Genomic DNA, 18,379 nt, shown 5'->3' with positions numbered 1-18,379 from the left:
GGGCCCCAGCGGGCCGTCTCCCCTACTGGATCGCGCCGCTGGCGCGCAGCATGTCCTCACGCTCCACGATCTTCACGCGCTCGCGGCCCTGCGGCTCGCCGAGCGCCTTCTCGGCGGCGTCCAGGGCGTACCAGCCCTCCCACGTCGTGTACGTGACGCCCTTGTCCTCCAGGAAGGACACGACCGCGTCCGCCTCCGGGGCGGACGGGGACAGCAGGCGTCCGTTCGCGAAGTCGTCCAGGAGGTTGGCCACGGTCTCGTTGGCGTCGCCCTTGGTGTGGCCGATGAGGCCGACGGGGCCGCGCCGGATCCAGCCGGTGACGTAGGTGGACGCCAGGTGCTCGCCGTTCTCCTGGAGGACCCGGCCGCCCTCGTCCGGGACGGTGCCGGTGGCGGTGTCCCAGGGGAGCTTGGGCAGCTCGTCGGAGAGGTAGCCGACCGCGCGGTAGACGGCCTGGACGTCCCAGTCGGTGGTCCGCCCGGTCCCCCTGACGTTGCCGGTGCCGTCCAGCTCGGTGCGCTCGGTGCGCAGGCCGACGACCCTGCCGTCCTCGCCGAGGATCTCGACGGGGGACTCGAAGAAGTGCAGGAAGAGCTTGTGCGGGCGGTCGCCGGTGTCGCGGATCGCCCAGTTCTCCAGGGTCTTCGCGACCATGTCGGTCTGCTTGTTCTTGCGCCGGTCCGCGATCGAACCCTCGTCGTAGTCGATGTCCTCGGGGTTGACGACGACCTCGATGGTGGGGGAGTGGTCCAGCTCGCGCAGCTCCATGGGGCTGAACTTGGCCTGCGCCGGGCCGCGGCGGCCGAAGACGTGGATCTCCACGGCCTTGTTGGCCTTGAGGCCGTCGTAGACGTTGGCCGGGATCTCGGTCGGCAGCAGCTCGTCCGCCGTCTTCGCCAGGATGCGGGCGATGTCGAGGGCCACGTTGCCGACGCCGAGGACGGCGACCTTCTCCGCGGAGAGGTCCCAGGTGCGCGGGACGTCCGGGTGGCCGTCGTACCAGGAGGCGAAGTCGGCGGCGCCGAGGGAGCCGTCCAGCTCCACGCCGGGGATCCGCAGCTCGCGGTCGGCCATGGCGCCGGTCGAGAAGACCACGGCGTCGTAGAAGGCGCGCAGGTCGTCCAGGTGGACGTCGGTGCCGTAGTCGACGTTGCCGAAGAGGCGGACCTGCGGCTTGTCGAGGACCTGGTGGAGCGCGGTGATGATGCCCTTGATGCGCGGGTGGTCGGGGGCCACGCCGTAGCGGATGAGGCCGAAGGGGGCCGGCATCCGCTCGAAGATGTCGATCGACACGCCCGGCTCGGCGGCGGCCTCGGACTTCAGCAGCGCATCGGCGGCGTAGATCCCGGCGGGGCCGGCGCCGACGATCGCGACCCGGAGGGGGCGGGGCATGACTGGGTTCCCTTCGCAAGCGACGTGGCGGCGAAGCCGCCGACACTTAGGCCACCCTAAATAACATCCCGGGAAAAGTGGTACCCGGGCCCATTCTATGGACTCATAAGGTGAACTTATGACTTCCCCAAGGGGTGCCTGGGGTGCCGGGGGTGGCCTTCCGGGGGTCGCTTCCGGGGCGCCGGCGGGCGGGTGCGGAGGGGGCGCGGGCCGTTCGCGTCGGCCCGGGGGCGAGGCGCGGAGCGGATGAGGCGAATCGCCGCTCGACGCGCTCCCCCTTTGTTCGAGAATTCCTCCGGTCCGCACGGAGGGGCGGGCCGCTTTTCCACGCTCTGTCACTTTTTTCGAAACGTCGCGCCCGGCGGGATCGCACGGATTCCCGGGGCGAACACCCGTCCGGCCGGATCGCCCCGGAGGGGGTCGCGTTCCTCTTCCTCGTTCCTCCGGGAATTCCCCGAAGGCTTCCGGGCGTTCTGCGGCCTGCCTCTGGCCATGGGTTAACTCCCTCGCGGTGTCGCGCAGTTGTACGCCCGCGTGCGCGCCGGTTCCACGGACGGGGGGCCGTTCTGGAGAGGCGGAGCCGGAAATGGATTCAGAAAGGCATACGTTGGTGGAGGAAGACACCACGAAGGCGTTCACGGAGGCGATCGGAACCGCCCGACAGGCGGTGGAGGAATGGCGCGAGATGCCCGCGAGGGCCGGAATCCCGCTTTTCCGCCAGGTTGTGCCGCCGATCGCCCGGGGCCGCTCGTGGAATCGGGATGCCGCACGGCGGGAACGGCCCGGCTCCTCGCCGCCGCCGTACCGCAGAGGGAGGAGAGTCGGTCGTGGCGCTGCCCATCGGGTCGTACGTCGTCGAGATCCGCACCGGACGGGTCGGGAAGGTCATGGGGAACGAGGGGGCCCGCGTCCAGGTCCGCCCGCTGGGCGGCGGGCGCGTGTGGGACGTGGAGCACGAGGGGGTGCGGGAGGCCACCACGGCCGAGCGGCTGAGCGCGGCCACCGCGCACGTCAACGCCCGCAGCCGGGGAGAGGTGCCCTGAGGGGGCCGTACGGCGCCTCCCCGGCCGGAGGCGCCCCCGGGAGGGCCCCCGCACGGCGCCGGGCGCCCCCGGTCCGGCCGTACGGCTCCCGACCCCGGGCCCGGGTGTCCGAGCCGTACGGGAGAATGGACCGCATGAGTCTGTTCCGCGACGACGGCATCGTGCTGCGCACCCAGAAGCTGGGGGAGGCGGACCGCATCATCACCCTCCTCACGCGCGGTCACGGGCGCGTACGCGCCGTCGCGCGGGGCGTGCGGCGCACCAAGTCGAAGTTCGGGGCCCGGCTCGAACCCTTCTCCCACGTCGACGTCCAGTTCTTCGCCCGGGGGAGCGAGCTGATCGGGCGCGGCCTGCCGCTCTGCACCCAGAGCGAGACCATCGCTCCCTACGGCGGCGGGATCGTCACCGACTACGCCCGCTACACCGCCGGTACGGCCATGCTGGAGACGGCCGAGCGGTTCACCGACCACGAGGGCGAGCCCGCCGTCCAGCAGTACCTGCTCCTCGTCGGCGGCCTGCGGACCCTCGCCCGGGGCGAGCACGCCCCCCACCTCATCCTGGACGCCTTCCTGCTCCGCTCCCTGGCCGTGAACGGCTACGCGCCGAGCTTCGACGACTGCGCCCGGTGCGGGCTCCCCGGACCGAACCGTTTCTTCTCGGTCGCGGCGGGCGGTGTGGTCTGCGGCGACTGCCGGGTGCCCGGAAGCGTCGTACCCTCTGCGGAGGCCATCGGCCTGCTCGGCGCGCTGCTCACCGGCGACTGGGCGACGGCGGACGCGTGCGAGCCGCGTCACGTCAGGGAGGGCGGCGGACTCGTCTCCGCCTATCTGCACTGGCACCTGGAGCGCGGCCTGCGCTCGCTGCGGTACGTAGAGAAGAGCTAGGAGACCCATCGCCATGGCCATCGCACGACGCGGAATCCTCGGGCGGCAGCGCCGGGAGTACAAGATTCCCGAGCCGCACCCCTCCGGTGCCCACCCGCCGAAGCTCCCGCCCGAGCTGGTGCCGAACCACGTGGCCTGCGTGATGGACGGGAACGGCCGCTGGGCCAAGGAGCGCGGCCTGCCCCGCACCGAGGGGCACAAGGTCGGCGAGGGCGTCGTCCTCGACGTGCTCAAGGGCTGCCTGGAGATGGGCGTCAAGAACCTCTCCCTCTACGCCTTCTCCACCGAGAACTGGAAGCGCTCGCCCGACGAGGTCCGCTTCCTCATGAACTTCAACCGGGACGTCATCCGCCGCCGCCGCGACGAGATGGACGAGCTGGGCATCCGCATCCGCTGGGTCGGCCGCATGCCCAAGATGTGGAAGTCGGTCGTCCAGGAGCTCCAGGTCGCCCAGGAGCAGACCGTGGGCAATGACGCCATGACCCTCTACTTCTGCGTCAACTACGGCGGCCGCGCGGAGATCGCGGACGCGGCGCAGGCCGTCGCCCGGGACGTGGCGGCCGGCAGGCTGGACCCGGCGAAGGTCAACGAGAAGACCTTCCAGAAGTACCTGTACTACCCGGACATGCCGGACGTGGACCTCTTCCTGCGCCCGAGCGGCGAGCAGCGCACGTCCAACTACCTGCTCTGGCAGAGCAGCTACGCCGAGATGGTCTTCCAGGACGTGCTGTGGCCGGACTTCGACCGCCGCGACCTGTGGCGGGCCTGCGTCGAGTACGCCTCGCGCGACCGGCGCTTCGGCGGCGTCGACCCGGCCGACATGGCCGTCCTCGACAAGGCCTGACCGGACGGAACACGCCGGGGGCCCGCGCCGGAACCGTCCGGCGCGGGCCCCCGCGCGCGTCCCGGCGCGCGCCGGGTCACTTCGCGGCGCACTCCGCGCACGTGCCGAAGATCTCCACGGTGTGGGCCACGTTCACGAAGCCGTGCTCCGCGGCGACGGCCTCGGCCCACTGCTCCACCATCGGGCCCTCCACCTCCACGGCCTTGCCGCAGACGCGGCAGACCAGATGGTGGTGGTGGTCGCCGGTCGAGCAGCGCCGGTAGACCGTCTCGCCGTCGCTGGTGCGCAGGGCGTCGACCTCGCCCGCGTCCGCGAGGGACTGGAGGGTGCGGTAGACGGTGGTGAGGCCGACCGAATCGCCGCGGTGCTTGAGCATGTCGTGCAGCTCCTGAGCGCTGCGGAACTCGTCCACCTCGTTCAGTGCCGCCGACACGGCGGCCCTCTGCTTGGTCGAACGGCCGCGTACGGGGGGTCCTGCCGTCACCACGGGGGCCTCCTTGGATGCTTGTCTGCCCCCGTCATTCTGCCAGTCCCCCGTACGCCCCCGGGGCCGGTCGCGGTTCAGACCTTCACGTCGTCACCGGGCCGCCGGCTCGCCGGGACCGGCGCGTCGCAGGCCGCCGTCCCCGCCTCGGCCGCACGGGCCCGCCGCTTCGCGAGCGGGGTGGCGAGCACCGTGAGCAGGACGAAGACCCCGATCGCGTACAGCACGATCGTCGCGCCGGGCGGGGCCTCCACGTAGTACGTGGTGACCGTGCCCGAGAGGGAGACGACGACCCCGATGAGGACCGCGCCGGCGAACGTCGTCCGGAAGGAGCGGGACAGCTGCTGGGCCGCCGCGACCGGCACCACCATGAGCGCGCTCACCAGGAGCAGGCCCACGACCCGCATGGCGACCGTGACGGTCACCGCGGCCGTGACGGCGATCAGCAGGTTCAGGGCGCGCACCGGCAGACCGGTGACCCGGGCGAACTCCTCGTCCTGGCTGACGGCGAACAGCCGGCGGCGCAGGCCGACCGTGACCAGGACCACGAAGGCGGCCAGGACCGAGATCGCGGTGATGTCCTCGGGCGAGACGGTGGTGAGCGAGCCGAAGAGGTACGAGGTGAGGTTGGCGTTGGAGCCGGTCGGCGAGAGGTTGATCAGGAGGACGCCGCCCGCCATGCCGCCGTAGAAGAGCAGCGCGAGCGCCAGGTCGCCGCGGGTCTTGCCGTACGCCCGGATCAGCTCCATCGCGACCGAGCCCGCGACGGCGACGAGGGTCGCCATCCAGACCGGGCTGGAGTTCAGCAGGAAGCCCAGGCCGACGCCGGTCATGGCGACGTGGCCGATGCCGTCGCCCATCAGGGCCTGGCGGCGCTGGACGAGGTAGACGCCGACGGAGGGGGCGGTGACGCCGACGAGGAGGGCGGCGATCAGCGCCCTCTGCATGAAGGCGGGTTCGAGGAAGTCCATGGTCAGGTCAGCAGTCCCGTGCGGAGCGGCTCGCCGGCCGCGTGCGGATGTACGTGGTCGTGGCCGGGCAGGGCGTGCTGGCCGACGGCCTCGGGCGGCGGGCCGTCGTGGACGACGCAGCCGTCGCGCAGGACGACGGCCCGGTCGATCAGCGGCTCCAGGGGGCCCAGCTCGTGCAGGACGAGGAGGACGGAGGTGCCGTCCGCCACCTGCTCGCGCAGGGTCGCGGCCAGGATCTCCTGGCTGGCGAGGTCCACGCCCGCCATCGGCTCGTCCATGATCAGGAGTTCGGGCCCGGAGGCGAGTGCGCGGGCGATCAGGACCCGCTGGTGCTGGCCCCCGGAGAGGGCGCCCACCGGGTCCCCGGCGCGGTCGGCGAGGCCGACGAGGGCGATGGCCCGCTCGACGGCGGCCCGGTCCTCCCGGGACAGCCGGCCGAACCTGCGGCGGGAGAGCCGGCCCGAGGTGACGACCTCGCGGACGGTCGCGGGGACGCCGCTCGCGGCGGTGGTGCGCTGCGGTACGTAGCCGATGCGGGCCCAGTCGCGGAACCGCTTCCGCTCGGTGCCGAACAGCTCGATCGTGCCGCCGGTCAGCGGCACCTGGCCGATGACGGAGCGGACGGCGGTGGACTTGCCGGAGCCGTTGGCGCCGAGCAGGGCGACGACCTCGCCGCGGTGGACGGTGAGGTCGACGCCCCGGAGGACGGGCCGGGCACCGAGGGCGGCCGTGGCGCCGCGGACGGAAATGACGGGTGCGACGGGTTCCTGGGCCATGGGCCGTACCTCCTGCTGTGCGGTGGTCACTTGGCGCCGAGGGCCTTCTTCAGCGCGGCGAGGTTGGAGCGCATGACCTCGAGGTAGTCGGCGCCCCGGGACTTGTCCGTGATTCCCTCCAGCGGGTCGAGCACGTCGGTCTTCAGACCGGTGTCGCCGGCGAGGGTCTTCGCGGTCCTGTCGCTCGCGAGGGTCTCGAAGAAGACGGTGGAGACCTTGTCCCTGGCCGCGACGGACTGGAGCTCCTTGATGCGGGCGGGGCTCGGCTCGGACTCGGGGTCGACGCCGGAGATGCCCTCCTGCTCCAGGTGGTACCGCTCGGCGAGGTAGCCGAAGGCGGCGTGGGTGGTGATGAAGGTGCGGGTGGCGGTGTTCCTCAGGCCCGTCTCGAACTCGGCGTGCAGGCCGTCGAGCTTCTTCACCAGGGCGTCGGTGTTCTTCGCGTAGTCGGCGGCGTGGTCCGGGTCCGCCTTCGCCAGGGCGGCGCCGACGCCCTTGGCGACCTCGGCGTACTTCACGGGGTCGAGCCAGACGTGCGGGTCGGAGTCGGCGCCGGAACCGTGGTCGTGGTCCTCTTCCCCGGCGTGCGCGTCGCCGTGCTCGTGTTCGTGGCCGGCCCCGGTGCCGTGCGCCTCGAGCTTCGTGAGGGTGGCGGCGTCGACCGTGTTCTTGACGCCGGCCTGGGCGACGGCGTCGTCGACGGCGGGCTGGATGCCCTTGAGGTAGAGGATGACGTCGGCCTCGCCGAGCGCGCCGATCTGCTTCGGCTTCAGCTCCAGGTCGTGGGGTTCGACGCCGGGCTTGGTGAGCGTGTCGACGGCGACGTGGCCGCCGCCTATCTGCTCGGCCAGGTACTGCATCGGATAGAACGAGGCCACGACGTCCAGCCTGCCGTCGCTCCCCTTCCCGGCGGCGTCCGAGGTGCCGCAGGCGGAGAGGGAGACGAGGCCGAGGGCGACGGCTCCGCCGAGGGCGGTGGCGGGTATGAGGCGGCGTACGTTCATGACACTCATTTTCAACAAAGATGGAAACGGTTGTCAATTGCCTTCCGTGTGGTCCCTCCCACGGAGACCCGGGAGGGTCCGCCCGCGCGCGGACGCCGGAACCGATTTGATGCGGGGGGTACGGGCGCCGGTAACCTGTGGCATTCGCACTTCGTCGTCGTAATGAAGAGAGCACCGTGGCCGCCGACAAGATCGACACCATCGTCAGCCTGAGCAAGCGCCGTGGCTTCGTCTATCCCTGCAGCGAGATCTACGGCGGTCAGAAGGCCGCCTGGGACTACGGGCCGCTGGGTGTCGAACTCAAGGAGAACATCAAGCGCCAGTGGTGGCGTTACATGGTCACCGCGCGCGAGGACGTCGTCGGCATCGACTCGTCGGTCATCCTGGCCACCGAGGTCTGGGAGGCGTCCGGTCACGTCGCCACCTTCAGCGACCCGCTGACCGAGTGCACCTCCTGCCACAAGCGCTACCGCGCCGACCACCTGGAAGAGGCGTACGAGGAGAAGCACGGCCGCCTCCCCGAGAACGGCCTGACCGACCTCAACTGCCCGAACTGCGGCAACAAGGGCACCTTCACCGAGCCCAAGCAGTTCTCCGGCCTGCTCTCCACGCACCTGGGCCCGACCCAGGACACCGGCTCGGTCGCCTACCTGCGCCCCGAGACCGCCCAGGGCATCTTCACCAATTTCGCCCAGGTCCAGCAGACCTCGCGCAAGAAGCCCCCGTTCGGCATCGCCCAGATGGGCAAGTCCTTCCGGAACGAGATCACTCCGGGCAACTTCATCTTCCGCACCCGCGAGTTCGAGCAGATGGAGATGGAGTTCTTCGTCAAGCCGGGCGAGGACGAGCAGTGGCAGGAGTACTGGATGGAGCAGCGCTGGAACTGGTACACGTCGCTGGGTCTCCGTGAGGAGAACATGCGCTGGTTCGAGCACCCGCAGGAGAAGCTCTCCCACTACTCGAAGCGCACCGCCGACATCGAGTACCGCTTCCAGTTCGGCGGCAGCGAGTGGGGCGAGCTGGAGGGCGTCGCCAACCGCACCGACTACGACCTGAGCGCGCACTCCAAGGCTTCCGGCGCCAACCTGACCTACCTGGACCAGGAGACCGGCGAGCGCTGGACGCCGTACGTCATCGAGCCCGCCGCCGGTGTCGGCCGCACGATGCTGGCCTTCCTCCTCGACGCGTACGTCGAGGACGAGGCCCCGAACGCCAAGGGCGTCATGGAGAAGCGCACCGTCCTGCGCCTCGACCCGCGCCTGGCCCCGGTCAAGGTCGCGGTCCTGCCGCTCTCCCGCAACCCGCAGCTCTCCCCGAAGGCCAAGGGCCTCGCGGCCGACCTGCGGCAGAACTGGAACATCGAGTTCGACGACGCCGGTGCCATCGGCCGCCGCTACCGCCGCCAGGACGAGATCGGCACCCCGTTCTGCGTCACCGTCGACTTCGACACCCTTGAGGACAACGCGGTGACCGTGCGCGAGCGCGACACCATGAAGCAGGAGCGCGTCTCCCTCGACCAGATCCAGTCCTACCTGGGCAGCCGTCTCCTCGGCTGCTGATCTCCGCCCGCCCTGCGGGAAGGCCCCCGGTTCCGTCTCCAGGAACCGGGGGCCTTCCCCTTGCGGCGCGGTCCCGTCAGGCCGGGGCCGCCGCGCCGTCCGCCGCTTCGGCCGCGGCCTGCCGGCGGGCCCCCTCGGCCGCCCGGCGCTTGCTGAACCACGCCGTCCAGAGGGCGAGCGTCCCGAGCACGCCGTAGATCATCACCGGGCTGAGCACGACCATGACCGAGGTGTCCAGGGCGTACGCCAGGGCGATGCGGACCAGGGCCTCGGCCAGGTAGGCCACGCCCCAGACCAGCGTGATCGTGCGCATGGTGGAGCGGAAGCCGTCGAACTGCCAGAGCCCGTTCCACCAGGCGGCGGACTCCGGGGAGCCGTCGGTCGCGAACTTGCGCCCGAAGTAGAACATCAGCGGCCGGGGCGCGAGCAGGGTCCCCAGGCAGAGCAGCCCGAAGAGGCCGGTCACGCCCGAGTCCTTGATCAGCAGGGCACGGGCGGTGTGCGCGCCGATCAGCGAGACCAGGGCCGTGATCACCAGGAAGACGAGGGTGACGACCGCGAACTCGTCGAGCTTGCGCCGCCAGGCGACCATGAGGGCGCTGTCGAGCAGTGGCCAGACGCCGCTGACGAGCAGGGCTCCGAACTCGCTCCAGCCCCGGTCCTCGGTCAGGGCGTCGTACGTGAGGATCGGCGCGACGACGTTCAGCCCGATGGTCAGGAACCAGCCGATCGCCGCCGAGGCCCCGGAGCGTGCCGGTGGTCCGGGCCGGCCGGCCGGGGCGGCGGCGGCCGTCCGCTCGTGCGCTGACATGGTTCCCCCTGTGAGTGGTGCTCGTGGTGCGGTGCTCGCCGCTGCGGCGCGGTCACGATGCGGGGGAACGCTAGTCGGCGACCGGGTACGGAACGGGAAAGTCCGCTCAAAATGATCACCAAGTCGGGGGCGCGCGGCGCTCCCCGTACGCGGGCGGCGGGGCGGGAGTGGTGCGGGAAAAATCGGGTGCCGGCGGGCCGCGGCGGGGTAGCGTCCCCGGCATGTACGCGTTCTTCCAGATCTACGAGTGAGCGTCCGGCTCCGGCCGATCCGATCCGACCACCGCCCACCCCACTGACGGGAGAACCTCGTGGCGAAGAGCCGCAACAACCTCCTCGGCGTCGGTGGACAGCGCAAGAAGCTGTCCCGCGCCGACCGGCAGGGCGCCGGCCAGGGCCGCGCCGCCGCCCGGTCCACGGCCGACGACCACAAGCAGGAGCTGCTGAGGAAGATGCGCGCACGCGCGCAGGGAACCGCGCGTGCCGAAGGCACCGCGAGCCCGGAGGGCACCGGCACCAGCGCCGCCCGGGAGTAAGGCGTTCCGCGACGGGGGCCGGGGCGTCCGCACGCCTCGGCCCCCTCCGTTCGCCCCGTGCTCCCCGCTCTCCCGCCCCTCACGGCACTCTCCCGCCTCTCGCTGCCCGCTCCCGCCCGGAGGCTCCGGGGGTGCGCGCGTGCCGTGGAGATGTGAACTCCGACATGTCCGGACGGCGCGGCCGACGTGCGGCCGCCGTCGTGCGCGACAATGGGCGGATGACCGCGTTCACCCCTCTCGCCATCGGGCCGCACATCGTGCAGCCCCCGGTGGTGCTCGCCCCGATGGCCGGCATCACCAACGCCCCCTTCCGCACCCTCTGCCGCGAGTACTCCGGCGGCAAGGGCCTGTTCGTGAGCGAGATGATCACGACGAGGGCGCTGGTCGAGCGCAACGAGAAGACGATGCAGCTCATCCGCTTCGACGAGACCGAGAAGCCGCGCTCGATCCAGCTCTACGGAGTGGACCCGGTGACGGTCGGCAAGGCCGTGCGGATGATCGTGGACGAGGACCTGGCCGACCACATCGACCTGAACTTCGGCTGCCCCGTCCCCAAGGTGACGCGCAAGGGCGGCGGCTCGGCCCTGCCCTACAAGCGGCCGCTGCTGCGGGCGATCCTGCACGAGGCCGTGACCAACGCGGGCGACCTGCCGGTGACGATGAAGATGCGCAAGGGCATCGACGACGACCACATCACCTTCCTGGACGCGGGCCGGATCGCGGTCGAGGAGGGCGTCACGGCGATCGCCCTGCACGGGCGGACGGCGGCCCAGCACTACGGCGGTACGGCCGACTGGGACGCCATCGCGCGCCTCAAGGAGCACGTGCCGGAGATCCCGGTCCTCGGCAACGGCGACATCTGGTCGGCCGACGACGCCCTGCGGATGATGCGCGAGACCGGCTGCGACGGCGTGGTCGTCGGGCGCGGCTGCCTGGGCCGCCCGTGGCTCTTCGGGGACCTGGTGGCGGGCTTCGAGGGCACGGGCGCGTACGCGCGGCCGGAGCTGCGGGAGGTCGCGGACGCGATGGTGCGGCACGCGCGGCTGCTCGGGGAGTGGCTGGGGGACGAGGCACGCGGTGTCATCGACTTCCGCAAGCACGTGGCCTGGTACCTCAAGGGCTTCGCGGTCGGTTCCGAAATGCGCAAGAAGCTGGCGGTCACCTCCTCCCTGGACGAGCTGCGTGCTCAGTTGAGCGAACTCGACCTGGACCAGCCGTGGCCGGTCGGCGCGGACGGGCCCCGGGGCCGTACGTCCGGAAACAACCGGGTTGTCCTGCCGGACGGCTGGTTGAAGGACCCCTACGACTGCTCGGGCGTGAGCGAGGACGCGGAGCTGGACACGTCCGGCGGCTGAGATCATGCCTTTCCCGGGGAGTGATCCTCGCCACCCTTGAGGGGTCATGCGCTCACATGAGCGCATGAGGATCGGTTGCGGGACCTGAAGGGTGGCACTGGGTGCCACCCTTTTTGTGTTCACAAGTTGAACGCAAGTGCTCGTGTGCCTGCTCGTATGAGCGTGGATCTTCCGGTTTTTCCGCAGGCGGCCTTCGGAGCCTGAAGCCGGAGGCTACCCATTGGTTACTTTCGAAGTGCTGGCGGACGAGTGGTTAAGACCATATGACCGCTAGGCGTACCTCCCTAGAAGCCTTCGATCTGGGTATGTTCCTCGCCGTCAGGGCAGCCAACCGAGTCGTCGAGGAGTCGTGGCCCGTGTCGGAAAACAATGATCAGAAGTTCGTGTACGACTTCACCGAGGGCAACAGGGACCTGAAGGACCTCCTCGGCGGCAAGGGCGCGAACCTGGCCGAGATGACCAACCTCGGTCTGCCGGTCCCCCCCGGCTTCACGATCACGACCGAAGCGTGCAAGGTCTACCTCGAGAGCGGCTCCGAGCCGGCCGAGCTCCGCGACGAGGTGAGCGCCCACCTCGACGCCCTGGAGCGGAAGATGGGCAAGAAGCTCGGCCAGGCCGACGACCCGCTGCTGGTCTCCGTCCGCTCCGGCGCCAAGTTCTCCATGCCGGGCATGATGGACACCGTCCTCAACATCGGCCTCTCGGACGAGTCCGTCGTCGGCCTCGCGCGCCAGGCCGACAACGAGCGCTTCGCGTGGGACTCGTACCGCCGGCTCATCCAGATGTTCGGCAAGACCGTCCTCGACGTGGACGGCGAACTCTTCGAGGACGCCCTCGACGAGGTCAAGGCCGCGAAGAAGGTCGTCAGCGACACCGAACTCGACGCCGCCGACCTCCAGGAGGTCGTCCGGCGGTTCAAGGAGATCGTGAAGGCCGGGACCGGCCGCGACTTCCCGCAGGACCCGCGCGAGCAGATGGACCTCGCCATCGAGGCCGTCTTCAACTCCTGGAACACGGACCGCGCCAAGCTGTACCGCCGCCAGGAGCGCATCCCGCACGACCTCGGCACCGCCGTCAACGTCTGCTCGATGGTCTTCGGCAACCTCGGCCCGGACTCCGGCACCGGCGTCGCCTTCACCCGCGACCCCGCCTCCGGCCACCAGGGCGTCTACGGCGACTACCTCCAGAACGCGCAGGGCGAGGACGTCGTCGCCGGCATCCGCAACACGGTGCCGCTGGCCGACCTGGAGTCGATCGACAAGACGTCGTACGACCGGCTCATGCACATCATGGAGACCCTGGAGACCCACTACAAGGATCTCTGCGACATCGAGTTCACCATCGAGCGCGGCCAGCTCTGGATGCTCCAGACCCGCGTCGGCAAGCGCACCGCCGGTGCCGCCTTCCGCATCGCGACCCAGCTCGTGGACCAGGGCCTGATCGACGAGGCCGAGGCGCTCCAGCGGGTCACCGGCGCCCAGCTCGCCCAGCTGATGTTCCCCAAGTTCGACGAGGGCGCGAAGGTCGAGCAGATCGGGCGCGGCATCGCCGCCTCCCCGGGCGCCGCCGTCGGCAAGGCCGTCTTCGACTCGTACACGGCCGTCAAGTGGTCCCGTTCGGGCGAGAAGGTCATCCTGATCCGCCGCGAGACCAACCCGGACGACCTGGACGGCATGATCGCCGCCGAGGGCATCCTCACCTCCCGCGGCGGCAAGACCTCGCACGCCGCCGTCGTCGCCCGCGGCATGGGCAAGACCTGTGTCTGCGGCGCCGAGGAGCTGGAGGTCGACACCAAGCGCCGCCGCATGACCACCTCCGGCGGCCAGGTGGTCGAGGAGGGCGACGTCGTCTCCATCGACGGCTCCACCGGCAAGGTCTACCTCGGTGAGGTGCCCGTCGTGCCGTCCCCGGTCGTCGAGTACTTCGAGGGCCGGATGCACGCCGGGGCCGACGACGCGGACGAGCTGGTCGCCGCCGTCCACCGGATCATGGCCTACGCCGACCGCGTCCGCCGCCTGCGGGTCCGCGCCAACGCCGACAACGCCGAGGACGCCTCGCGCGCCCGCCGCTTCGGCGCCCAGGGCATCGGCCTGTGCCGCACTGAGCACATGTTCCTCGGCGAGCGCCGCCAGTACGTCGAGCGGCTGATCCTCGCGGACACGGACGCCGAGCGCGAGGACGCCCTCAAGGCCCTCCTGCCGCTCCAGAAGCAGGACTTCGTCGAGCTCTTCGAGGCCATGGACGGGCTGCCCGTCACGGTCCGGCTCCTCGACCCGCCGCTGCACGAGTTCCTGCCCGACATCACCGAGCTGTCGGTCCGCGTCGCCCTCGCCGAGTCCCGCAAGGAGCCGCACGAGAACGACCTGCGCCTGCTCCAGGCCGTGCACCGGCTGCACGAGCAGAACCCGATGCTGGGTCTGCGCGGCGTCCGCCTCGGTCTGGTCATCCCCGGCCTGTTCACCATGCAGGTCCGGGCGATCGCGGAGGCCGCCGCCCAGCGGATCGACGCCAAGGGCGACCCGCGCGCCGAGATCATGATCCCGCTCGTCGGCACCGTCCAGGAGCTGGAGATCGTCCGCGAGGAGGCCGAGCAGGTCATCGCGGAGGTCCAGGCGCGGACCGGCGTGGAGCTGAGGCTCGCGCTCGGCACCATGATCGAGCTGCCGCGCGCCGCCGTGACCGCCGGTCAGATCGCGGAGGCCGCCGAGTTCTTCTCCTTCGGCACCAACGACCTGACGCAGACGGTGTGGGGCTTCTCCCGCGACGACGTGGAGGCGTCGTTCTTCACCGCGTACCTGGAGAAGGGCATCTTCGGCGTCAGCCCCTTCGAGACCATCGACAAGGACGGCGTGGGCGCCCTGGTGCGCAGCGCCGTCGAGGCCGGCCGGGCCACCCGCCCCGACATCAAGCTCGGCGTCTGCGGCGAGCACGGCGGCGACCCGGAGTCGGTGCACTTCTTCCACGAGGTGGGTCTCGACTACGTCTCCTGCTCGCCCTTCCGGATTCCGGTGGCGCGCCTGGAGGCGGGCCGCGCGGCGGCCGGGTCGAAGGGCAGCGACAGCCGCTGAGCCGGGCCTTCCGCGGCGGGGTTCCCCGTCGCGGAAGCCCCGCCACCGGGCCCCGGGGCCGCCGCCGGCCCGTTTTCCCACCCTCACCGGCGGGCGGCGCGGCCCCGGAATCGCGGGACGGGACGGACACCTTTGTGCGGAGGTGTCCGTCCCGTCGTTCTCCTCCCGGACGCCGGCCGTTCATTTCACCCGGCCGTGGGCCGGAGGCGGGCTCGCGTCCAATCGGAGCGGATTGAATTATCGGGAATTGAACTTTTCTGTTTCCGTGCCGCAAAGAGCGGGGCGGGCGCGGCCTCCGGATCCCCACCCGGAGGCCGCTCCCTTTACCGGTGCCGGGCGGGTGAGCCGTTACCCTCGCCGACCGCCGCCGGACGCGCGAAGCCCCCCACGGTCTTCGTCGCGTCACCTCGGTCCTGAAGGTTTCCCGCCCGACCCGTACAGCTTTTCGGTTCCGCCCGGTTTGCCGCGATGCTTTTCAACTGTGGCTGAAACACCCTGGTAACGTGCAGTGATGCTGTGCATACTCGACAACGGGGTGGTTGCGAGTGCACAGGTGGGGACGTCATGCTGCGAATTCATTTCACCGGAAACGACTTGGCGGGGGTGCGAACGGCCGCCCGGCCGGACGTTCTGTGGGAAACGATTCTGAGCTTTCACCGGTTAAGGGACCGGCGGGGGCCCGTCGTCTACGGGGAATGGCGCTCGGAAGTCCGGACGCGGCTCGGCGGTGAGACCCGCCTCCTCGCCGCCCTCATTCCCAGCCGGGGCTATTTCCCCGACTTCCTGACGCCCGCGGAGGGCCTCCACGGCCTCGACGAGGGACTCCAGGCGATCCGCGCGACCGACCCCGGCCGGCTGCGCGGCGAACTCTCGCTGCTCGCCGCCGACCGCTCCGGCGGACGGACCGTGCCCCACTCGCTGCGCGCCCTCGCGGACGGGGGAGCGGAGCCCTTCGACCGGCTCGTGGGGGCGCTGCGCGGCTACCACCGGGCCGTCGTCGAACCGTACTGGCCGCACATCCGGGCCCGCGTCGAGGCCGACCGGGCCCGCCGCGGCCGGGCCCTCCTGGACGGCGGCGCCGACGAACTCCTCGCCTCGCTGCCGCCGACGCTGCGCTGGCGCGCGCCCGTCCTGGAGGCCGACTACCCCGTGGACCGGGACGTCCACCTCGACGGGCGGGGACTGCTGCTCCAGCCCTCGTACTTCTGCCGGGGGACCCCCGTCGTCCTGCGCGACCCCGCGCTGCCGCCGGTCCTCGTCTACCCCGTCACCCACGGCGAGGCGCCGACCGTCCGCGCGCCGGGCGGCTCCTCGCTCGCCAAGCTCGTCGGCCAGACCCGGTCCGCCGTGCTGCACGCCATCGGGGACGGCGGGACGACCAGTGAACTCGCCCGCCGCGCCGGGGTGTCGATGGCCTCGGCCAGCCAGCACGCCGGCGTCCTGCGCGAGGCCGGGCTCATCGCGACCCTGCGCCACGGCAACGCGGTCCTGCACACCCTGACGCCGCTGGGCGCCGCCCTCCTCGGCGGCGCCCGGCAGAAGAAGGTGGACCTGCGCTGCTACGCGCGGAACGGGCCGGTCACCTCGTAGGTGATGCCGCCCGAGGAGCTGCCGCTCGTGCCCCGCTGGCTGGAGAAGTACAGCCGCCTGCCGTCGGGGGAGAAGGCCGGTCCGGTGATCTCCGATCCGGACTGGCCGTTGATCCGCAGGAACGGCGCGACGACGTCGTCCGGGGTGATGAGGCAGATCTCCATGTTCCCGCCGTCCTCGGCGACGTACAGGTCCCCGGAGGAGGTGCCGGTGACGTTGTCGACACCGGTGAGCGGGGCGCCGCCGGAGACCAGGGAGTCGTCGTAGGCCAGCTCGTACGTGCCGGCGGCGAGGTTGACCTGCCAGACCCGGTTGTCGCCCTTGGTGGTGAACCAGACGGTGTCGTTCGCGTAGTAGCAGCCCTCGCCGCCGTTGAAGCGCTTGGCACCGGAGACCTGGTTGCGGGTGGTGGTCGGGGAGCCGTCGGGGTCCGGCACGTTCTGCCAGGTGAAGGTGCCGGAGGTGGCGGTGGACGCCTTGAAGACCTGGAGGGTGCCGGAGGAGAGGTCGCCCCAGGTGGTGGGCAGGAAGCGGTAGAAGCAGCCGTCCGTCTCGTCCTCGGTCAGGTAGATCGCCCTGCGGACCGGGTCGGCCGCCGCCGCCTCGTGCTTGAAGCGGCCCATCGCGTCGCGGCGGTGGGCCGTGCCGCCCCACGGGTTCGACTCGTAGACGTAGCCCAGGGACACCTCCTCGCAGGACAGCCAGGTGTTCCACGGGGTGGCGCCGCCCGCGCAGTTCTGCCGGGTGCCGGAGAGGATGCGGTACGCGCCGGTGATCGTGCCCGCCGCGTCGAACCTGACCGCGCTCGCGCCGCCGCCCGGGTTGATCTCCGAGTTCGAGACGTAGATCCAGCCGGTGCCGTCGGCGAAGCAGGCACCGCCGTCGGGCGCGTTGTGCCAGGTGTACGAGGTCCCGGCGACCGTCTGCCCGGACCGGGCGATCACCCGGCTGGTGAATCCGGCCGGCAGCTGGATGCCGTTCGCGTTCGCCGGACCGAGAGCCCCGTAGGGGCCGGCGCCGGGCTGGGCGGGGGCGGCGAAGGCCGCGCCGTGCCAGAGGCTGCCGCCGAAGGCGGCGACCGAGGTGCCGAGGACCGCTCCACGCAGGAAACCGCGTCGCTCCACGTCTCACTCCCGAGAAGGATGGTGAACCGCCCCGCCGCACCGGTCGGCGGCGGGGTCGCGCGTTCCGGAACCTAGGGGTACGGAATTGACGGGGCGTCAACGAGCGGTGAAGGGGAGGCGGCGGACACGGGGAGGCTTTCGCGGACGGGAGGACGCGGGGGCGCGGGGACGCGGGGACGGGAGGACGCGGGGACGCGGGGACGCGGGGACGGGAGGACGCGGGGACGCGGGGACGGGAGGACGGGAACGGGTGCGCGTACGGGTGCGGGCATGGGTAAGGGCACGGGTGTGCGGGCACGATCGCCGGTGATCCCGGTGATCCCGGTGATCCCGGTGATCCCGGTGATCCCGGTGATCCCGGCGTCCCCTTCCCCGGGGCACCCCGACTCCCGGCCCCCCGGCCCCGGGAAGCCGGTCCGCCGGGACCTTCGGCACTGGAGGAGGGGACGGAGGGAGGGGACACTGGGGACATGCGTGCCACCCGGGACATCAGCGACCGCGCCGACCTCGACGTACTGCTGCGCCGCTTCTACACCGCGGCCTTCGCCGACCCGCTCGTCGGGCCCTTCTTCACCGAGATCGCCGGTACGGACCTGGAGGCCCACCTGCCGAGGATCGGCGACTTCTGGGAGCGCGCCCTCTTCCGCACCGCCGGCTACGGGCGGGACGCCTTCGCCCCGCACGCCGTGATCCACTCCGCGCGCCCCCTCACCGCCGCCCACTTCGGCCGGTGGGTGCAGCTCTGGCACGCCTCCGTCGACGGCCTGCACCGGGGACCGAGGGCCGACCGGGCCAAGGCGCAGGGGGAACGGGTCGCCCTCGCGCTGCTGCGGCGGCTCGCCGGACCCGACGCCTCCACCGGGGGCACGGGCGGCGGGTTCGTACCGCTGTCGGCGCTCACCCTGAGGACCGTGGCCTGAGCGGACCCCGGGCCGGGA

General features: G+C 71.4%; 16 protein-coding genes. 9 read left to right on the top strand and 7 right to left on the bottom strand.

What is annotated here, in order from left to right:
- Positions 1–22 precede the first annotated feature (22 nt).
- Entirely contained in the window at positions 23–1,393 is a 1,371-nt protein-coding gene (locus ACZ6AQ_RS11505) for an FAD-dependent oxidoreductase (RefSeq protein ID WP_468759358.1), read from the bottom strand.
- A gap of 827 nt (positions 1,394–2,220) precedes the next feature.
- Between ACZ6AQ_RS11505 and ACZ6AQ_RS11500 the strand changes: the two genes are divergently transcribed.
- From ACZ6AQ_RS11500 to ACZ6AQ_RS11490, 3 genes are all read left to right on the top strand, one after another.
- The gene (locus ACZ6AQ_RS11500) at positions 2,221–2,436 is read left to right on the top strand and encodes a hypothetical protein (protein WP_388694743.1); all 216 of its coding nucleotides are present in this window, start codon (positions 2,221–2,223) and stop codon (positions 2,434–2,436) included.
- A 134-nt stretch (positions 2,437–2,570) separates the two neighbouring features.
- Positions 2,571–3,320, top strand: coding sequence for a DNA repair protein RecO (gene recO, locus ACZ6AQ_RS11495; protein WP_468759356.1), 750 nt, complete (start codon positions 2,571–2,573; stop codon positions 3,318–3,320).
- A gap of 19 nt (positions 3,321–3,339) precedes the next feature.
- Entirely contained in the window at positions 3,340–4,164 is an 825-nt protein-coding gene (locus tag ACZ6AQ_RS11490) for an isoprenyl transferase (protein WP_468759805.1), read from the top strand.
- Positions 4,165–4,240: 76 nt separating this feature from the next.
- On the opposite strand, the gene ACZ6AQ_RS11485 is transcribed toward ACZ6AQ_RS11490, so the two are convergent.
- The 4 genes from ACZ6AQ_RS11485 to ACZ6AQ_RS11470 form a co-directional block, all read right to left on the bottom strand.
- A complete protein-coding gene (locus ACZ6AQ_RS11485) occupies positions 4,241–4,651 on the bottom strand; it encodes a Fur family transcriptional regulator (protein ID WP_468759354.1) in 411 nt (136 codons plus the stop codon).
- Between the two features lie 74 nt (positions 4,652–4,725).
- A complete protein-coding gene (locus ACZ6AQ_RS11480) occupies positions 4,726–5,619 on the bottom strand; it encodes a metal ABC transporter permease (protein ID WP_468759353.1) in 894 nt (297 codons plus the stop codon).
- Between the two features lie 2 nt (positions 5,620–5,621).
- Positions 5,622–6,395, bottom strand: a complete 774-nt coding sequence (locus tag ACZ6AQ_RS11475; RefSeq protein ID WP_468759352.1) for a metal ABC transporter ATP-binding protein — start codon at positions 6,393–6,395, stop codon at positions 5,622–5,624.
- Between the two features lie 26 nt (positions 6,396–6,421).
- Positions 6,422–7,399, bottom strand: a complete 978-nt coding sequence (locus tag ACZ6AQ_RS11470) for a metal ABC transporter substrate-binding protein (RefSeq protein WP_468759351.1) — start codon at positions 7,397–7,399, stop codon at positions 6,422–6,424.
- A 176-nt stretch (positions 7,400–7,575) separates the two neighbouring features.
- On the opposite strand from ACZ6AQ_RS11470, the gene ACZ6AQ_RS11465 reads away from it, so the two are divergent.
- The gene (locus ACZ6AQ_RS11465; RefSeq protein WP_388694729.1) at positions 7,576–8,958 is read left to right on the top strand and encodes a glycine--tRNA ligase; all 1,383 of its coding nucleotides are present in this window, start codon (positions 7,576–7,578) and stop codon (positions 8,956–8,958) included.
- Positions 8,959–9,034: 76 nt separating this feature from the next.
- Here ACZ6AQ_RS11465 and ACZ6AQ_RS11460 read toward each other — a convergent pair whose 3' ends face one another.
- Entirely contained in the window at positions 9,035–9,769 is a 735-nt protein-coding gene (locus ACZ6AQ_RS11460) for a VC0807 family protein (RefSeq protein ID WP_468759350.1), read from the bottom strand.
- Positions 9,770–10,079: 310 nt separating this feature from the next.
- On the opposite strand from ACZ6AQ_RS11460, the gene ACZ6AQ_RS11455 reads away from it, so the two are divergent.
- The 4 genes from ACZ6AQ_RS11455 to ACZ6AQ_RS11440 all read left to right on the top strand — a co-directional run bounded on the left by ACZ6AQ_RS11455 (position 10,080) and on the right by ACZ6AQ_RS11440 (position 16,317).
- Positions 10,080–10,304 carry a DUF6243 family protein gene (locus ACZ6AQ_RS11455; RefSeq protein WP_468759348.1) on the top strand — a complete coding sequence of 75 codons (225 nt, stop codon included), beginning with the start codon at positions 10,080–10,082 and terminating at the stop codon, positions 10,302–10,304.
- Positions 10,305–10,522: 218 nt separating this feature from the next.
- Positions 10,523–11,659 (top strand): tRNA dihydrouridine synthase DusB, encoded by a 1,137-nt coding sequence (gene dusB / locus ACZ6AQ_RS11450; RefSeq protein ID WP_388694726.1) that lies wholly within the window; start codon positions 10,523–10,525, stop codon positions 11,657–11,659.
- A 356-nt stretch (positions 11,660–12,015) separates the two neighbouring features.
- A complete protein-coding gene (gene ppdK, locus ACZ6AQ_RS11445) occupies positions 12,016–14,727 on the top strand; it encodes a pyruvate, phosphate dikinase (protein ID WP_468759346.1) in 2,712 nt (903 codons plus the stop codon).
- Positions 14,728–15,291: 564 nt separating this feature from the next.
- The gene (locus tag ACZ6AQ_RS11440) at positions 15,292–16,317 is read left to right on the top strand and encodes an ArsR/SmtB family transcription factor (RefSeq protein ID WP_468759344.1); all 1,026 of its coding nucleotides are present in this window, start codon (positions 15,292–15,294) and stop codon (positions 16,315–16,317) included.
- Here ACZ6AQ_RS11440 and ACZ6AQ_RS11435 read toward each other — a convergent pair.
- Entirely contained in the window at positions 16,287–17,441 is a 1,155-nt protein-coding gene (locus ACZ6AQ_RS11435; RefSeq protein ID WP_388694718.1) for an alkaline phosphatase PhoX, read from the bottom strand. The two genes, ACZ6AQ_RS11440 and ACZ6AQ_RS11435, sit on opposite strands and share 31 nt — an antisense overlap.
- Before the next feature lie 470 nt (positions 17,442–17,911).
- Between ACZ6AQ_RS11435 and ACZ6AQ_RS11430 the strand changes: the two genes are divergently transcribed.
- Positions 17,912–18,361 (top strand): group III truncated hemoglobin, encoded by a 450-nt coding sequence (locus ACZ6AQ_RS11430; RefSeq protein ID WP_468759343.1) that lies wholly within the window; start codon positions 17,912–17,914, stop codon positions 18,359–18,361.
- The last annotated feature ends 18 nt before the right edge of the window (positions 18,362–18,379 follow it).

Source organism: Streptomyces sp. NPDC041191 (assembly GCF_055591945.1).
This window is presented reverse-complemented; position numbering and strand designations above follow the sequence as displayed.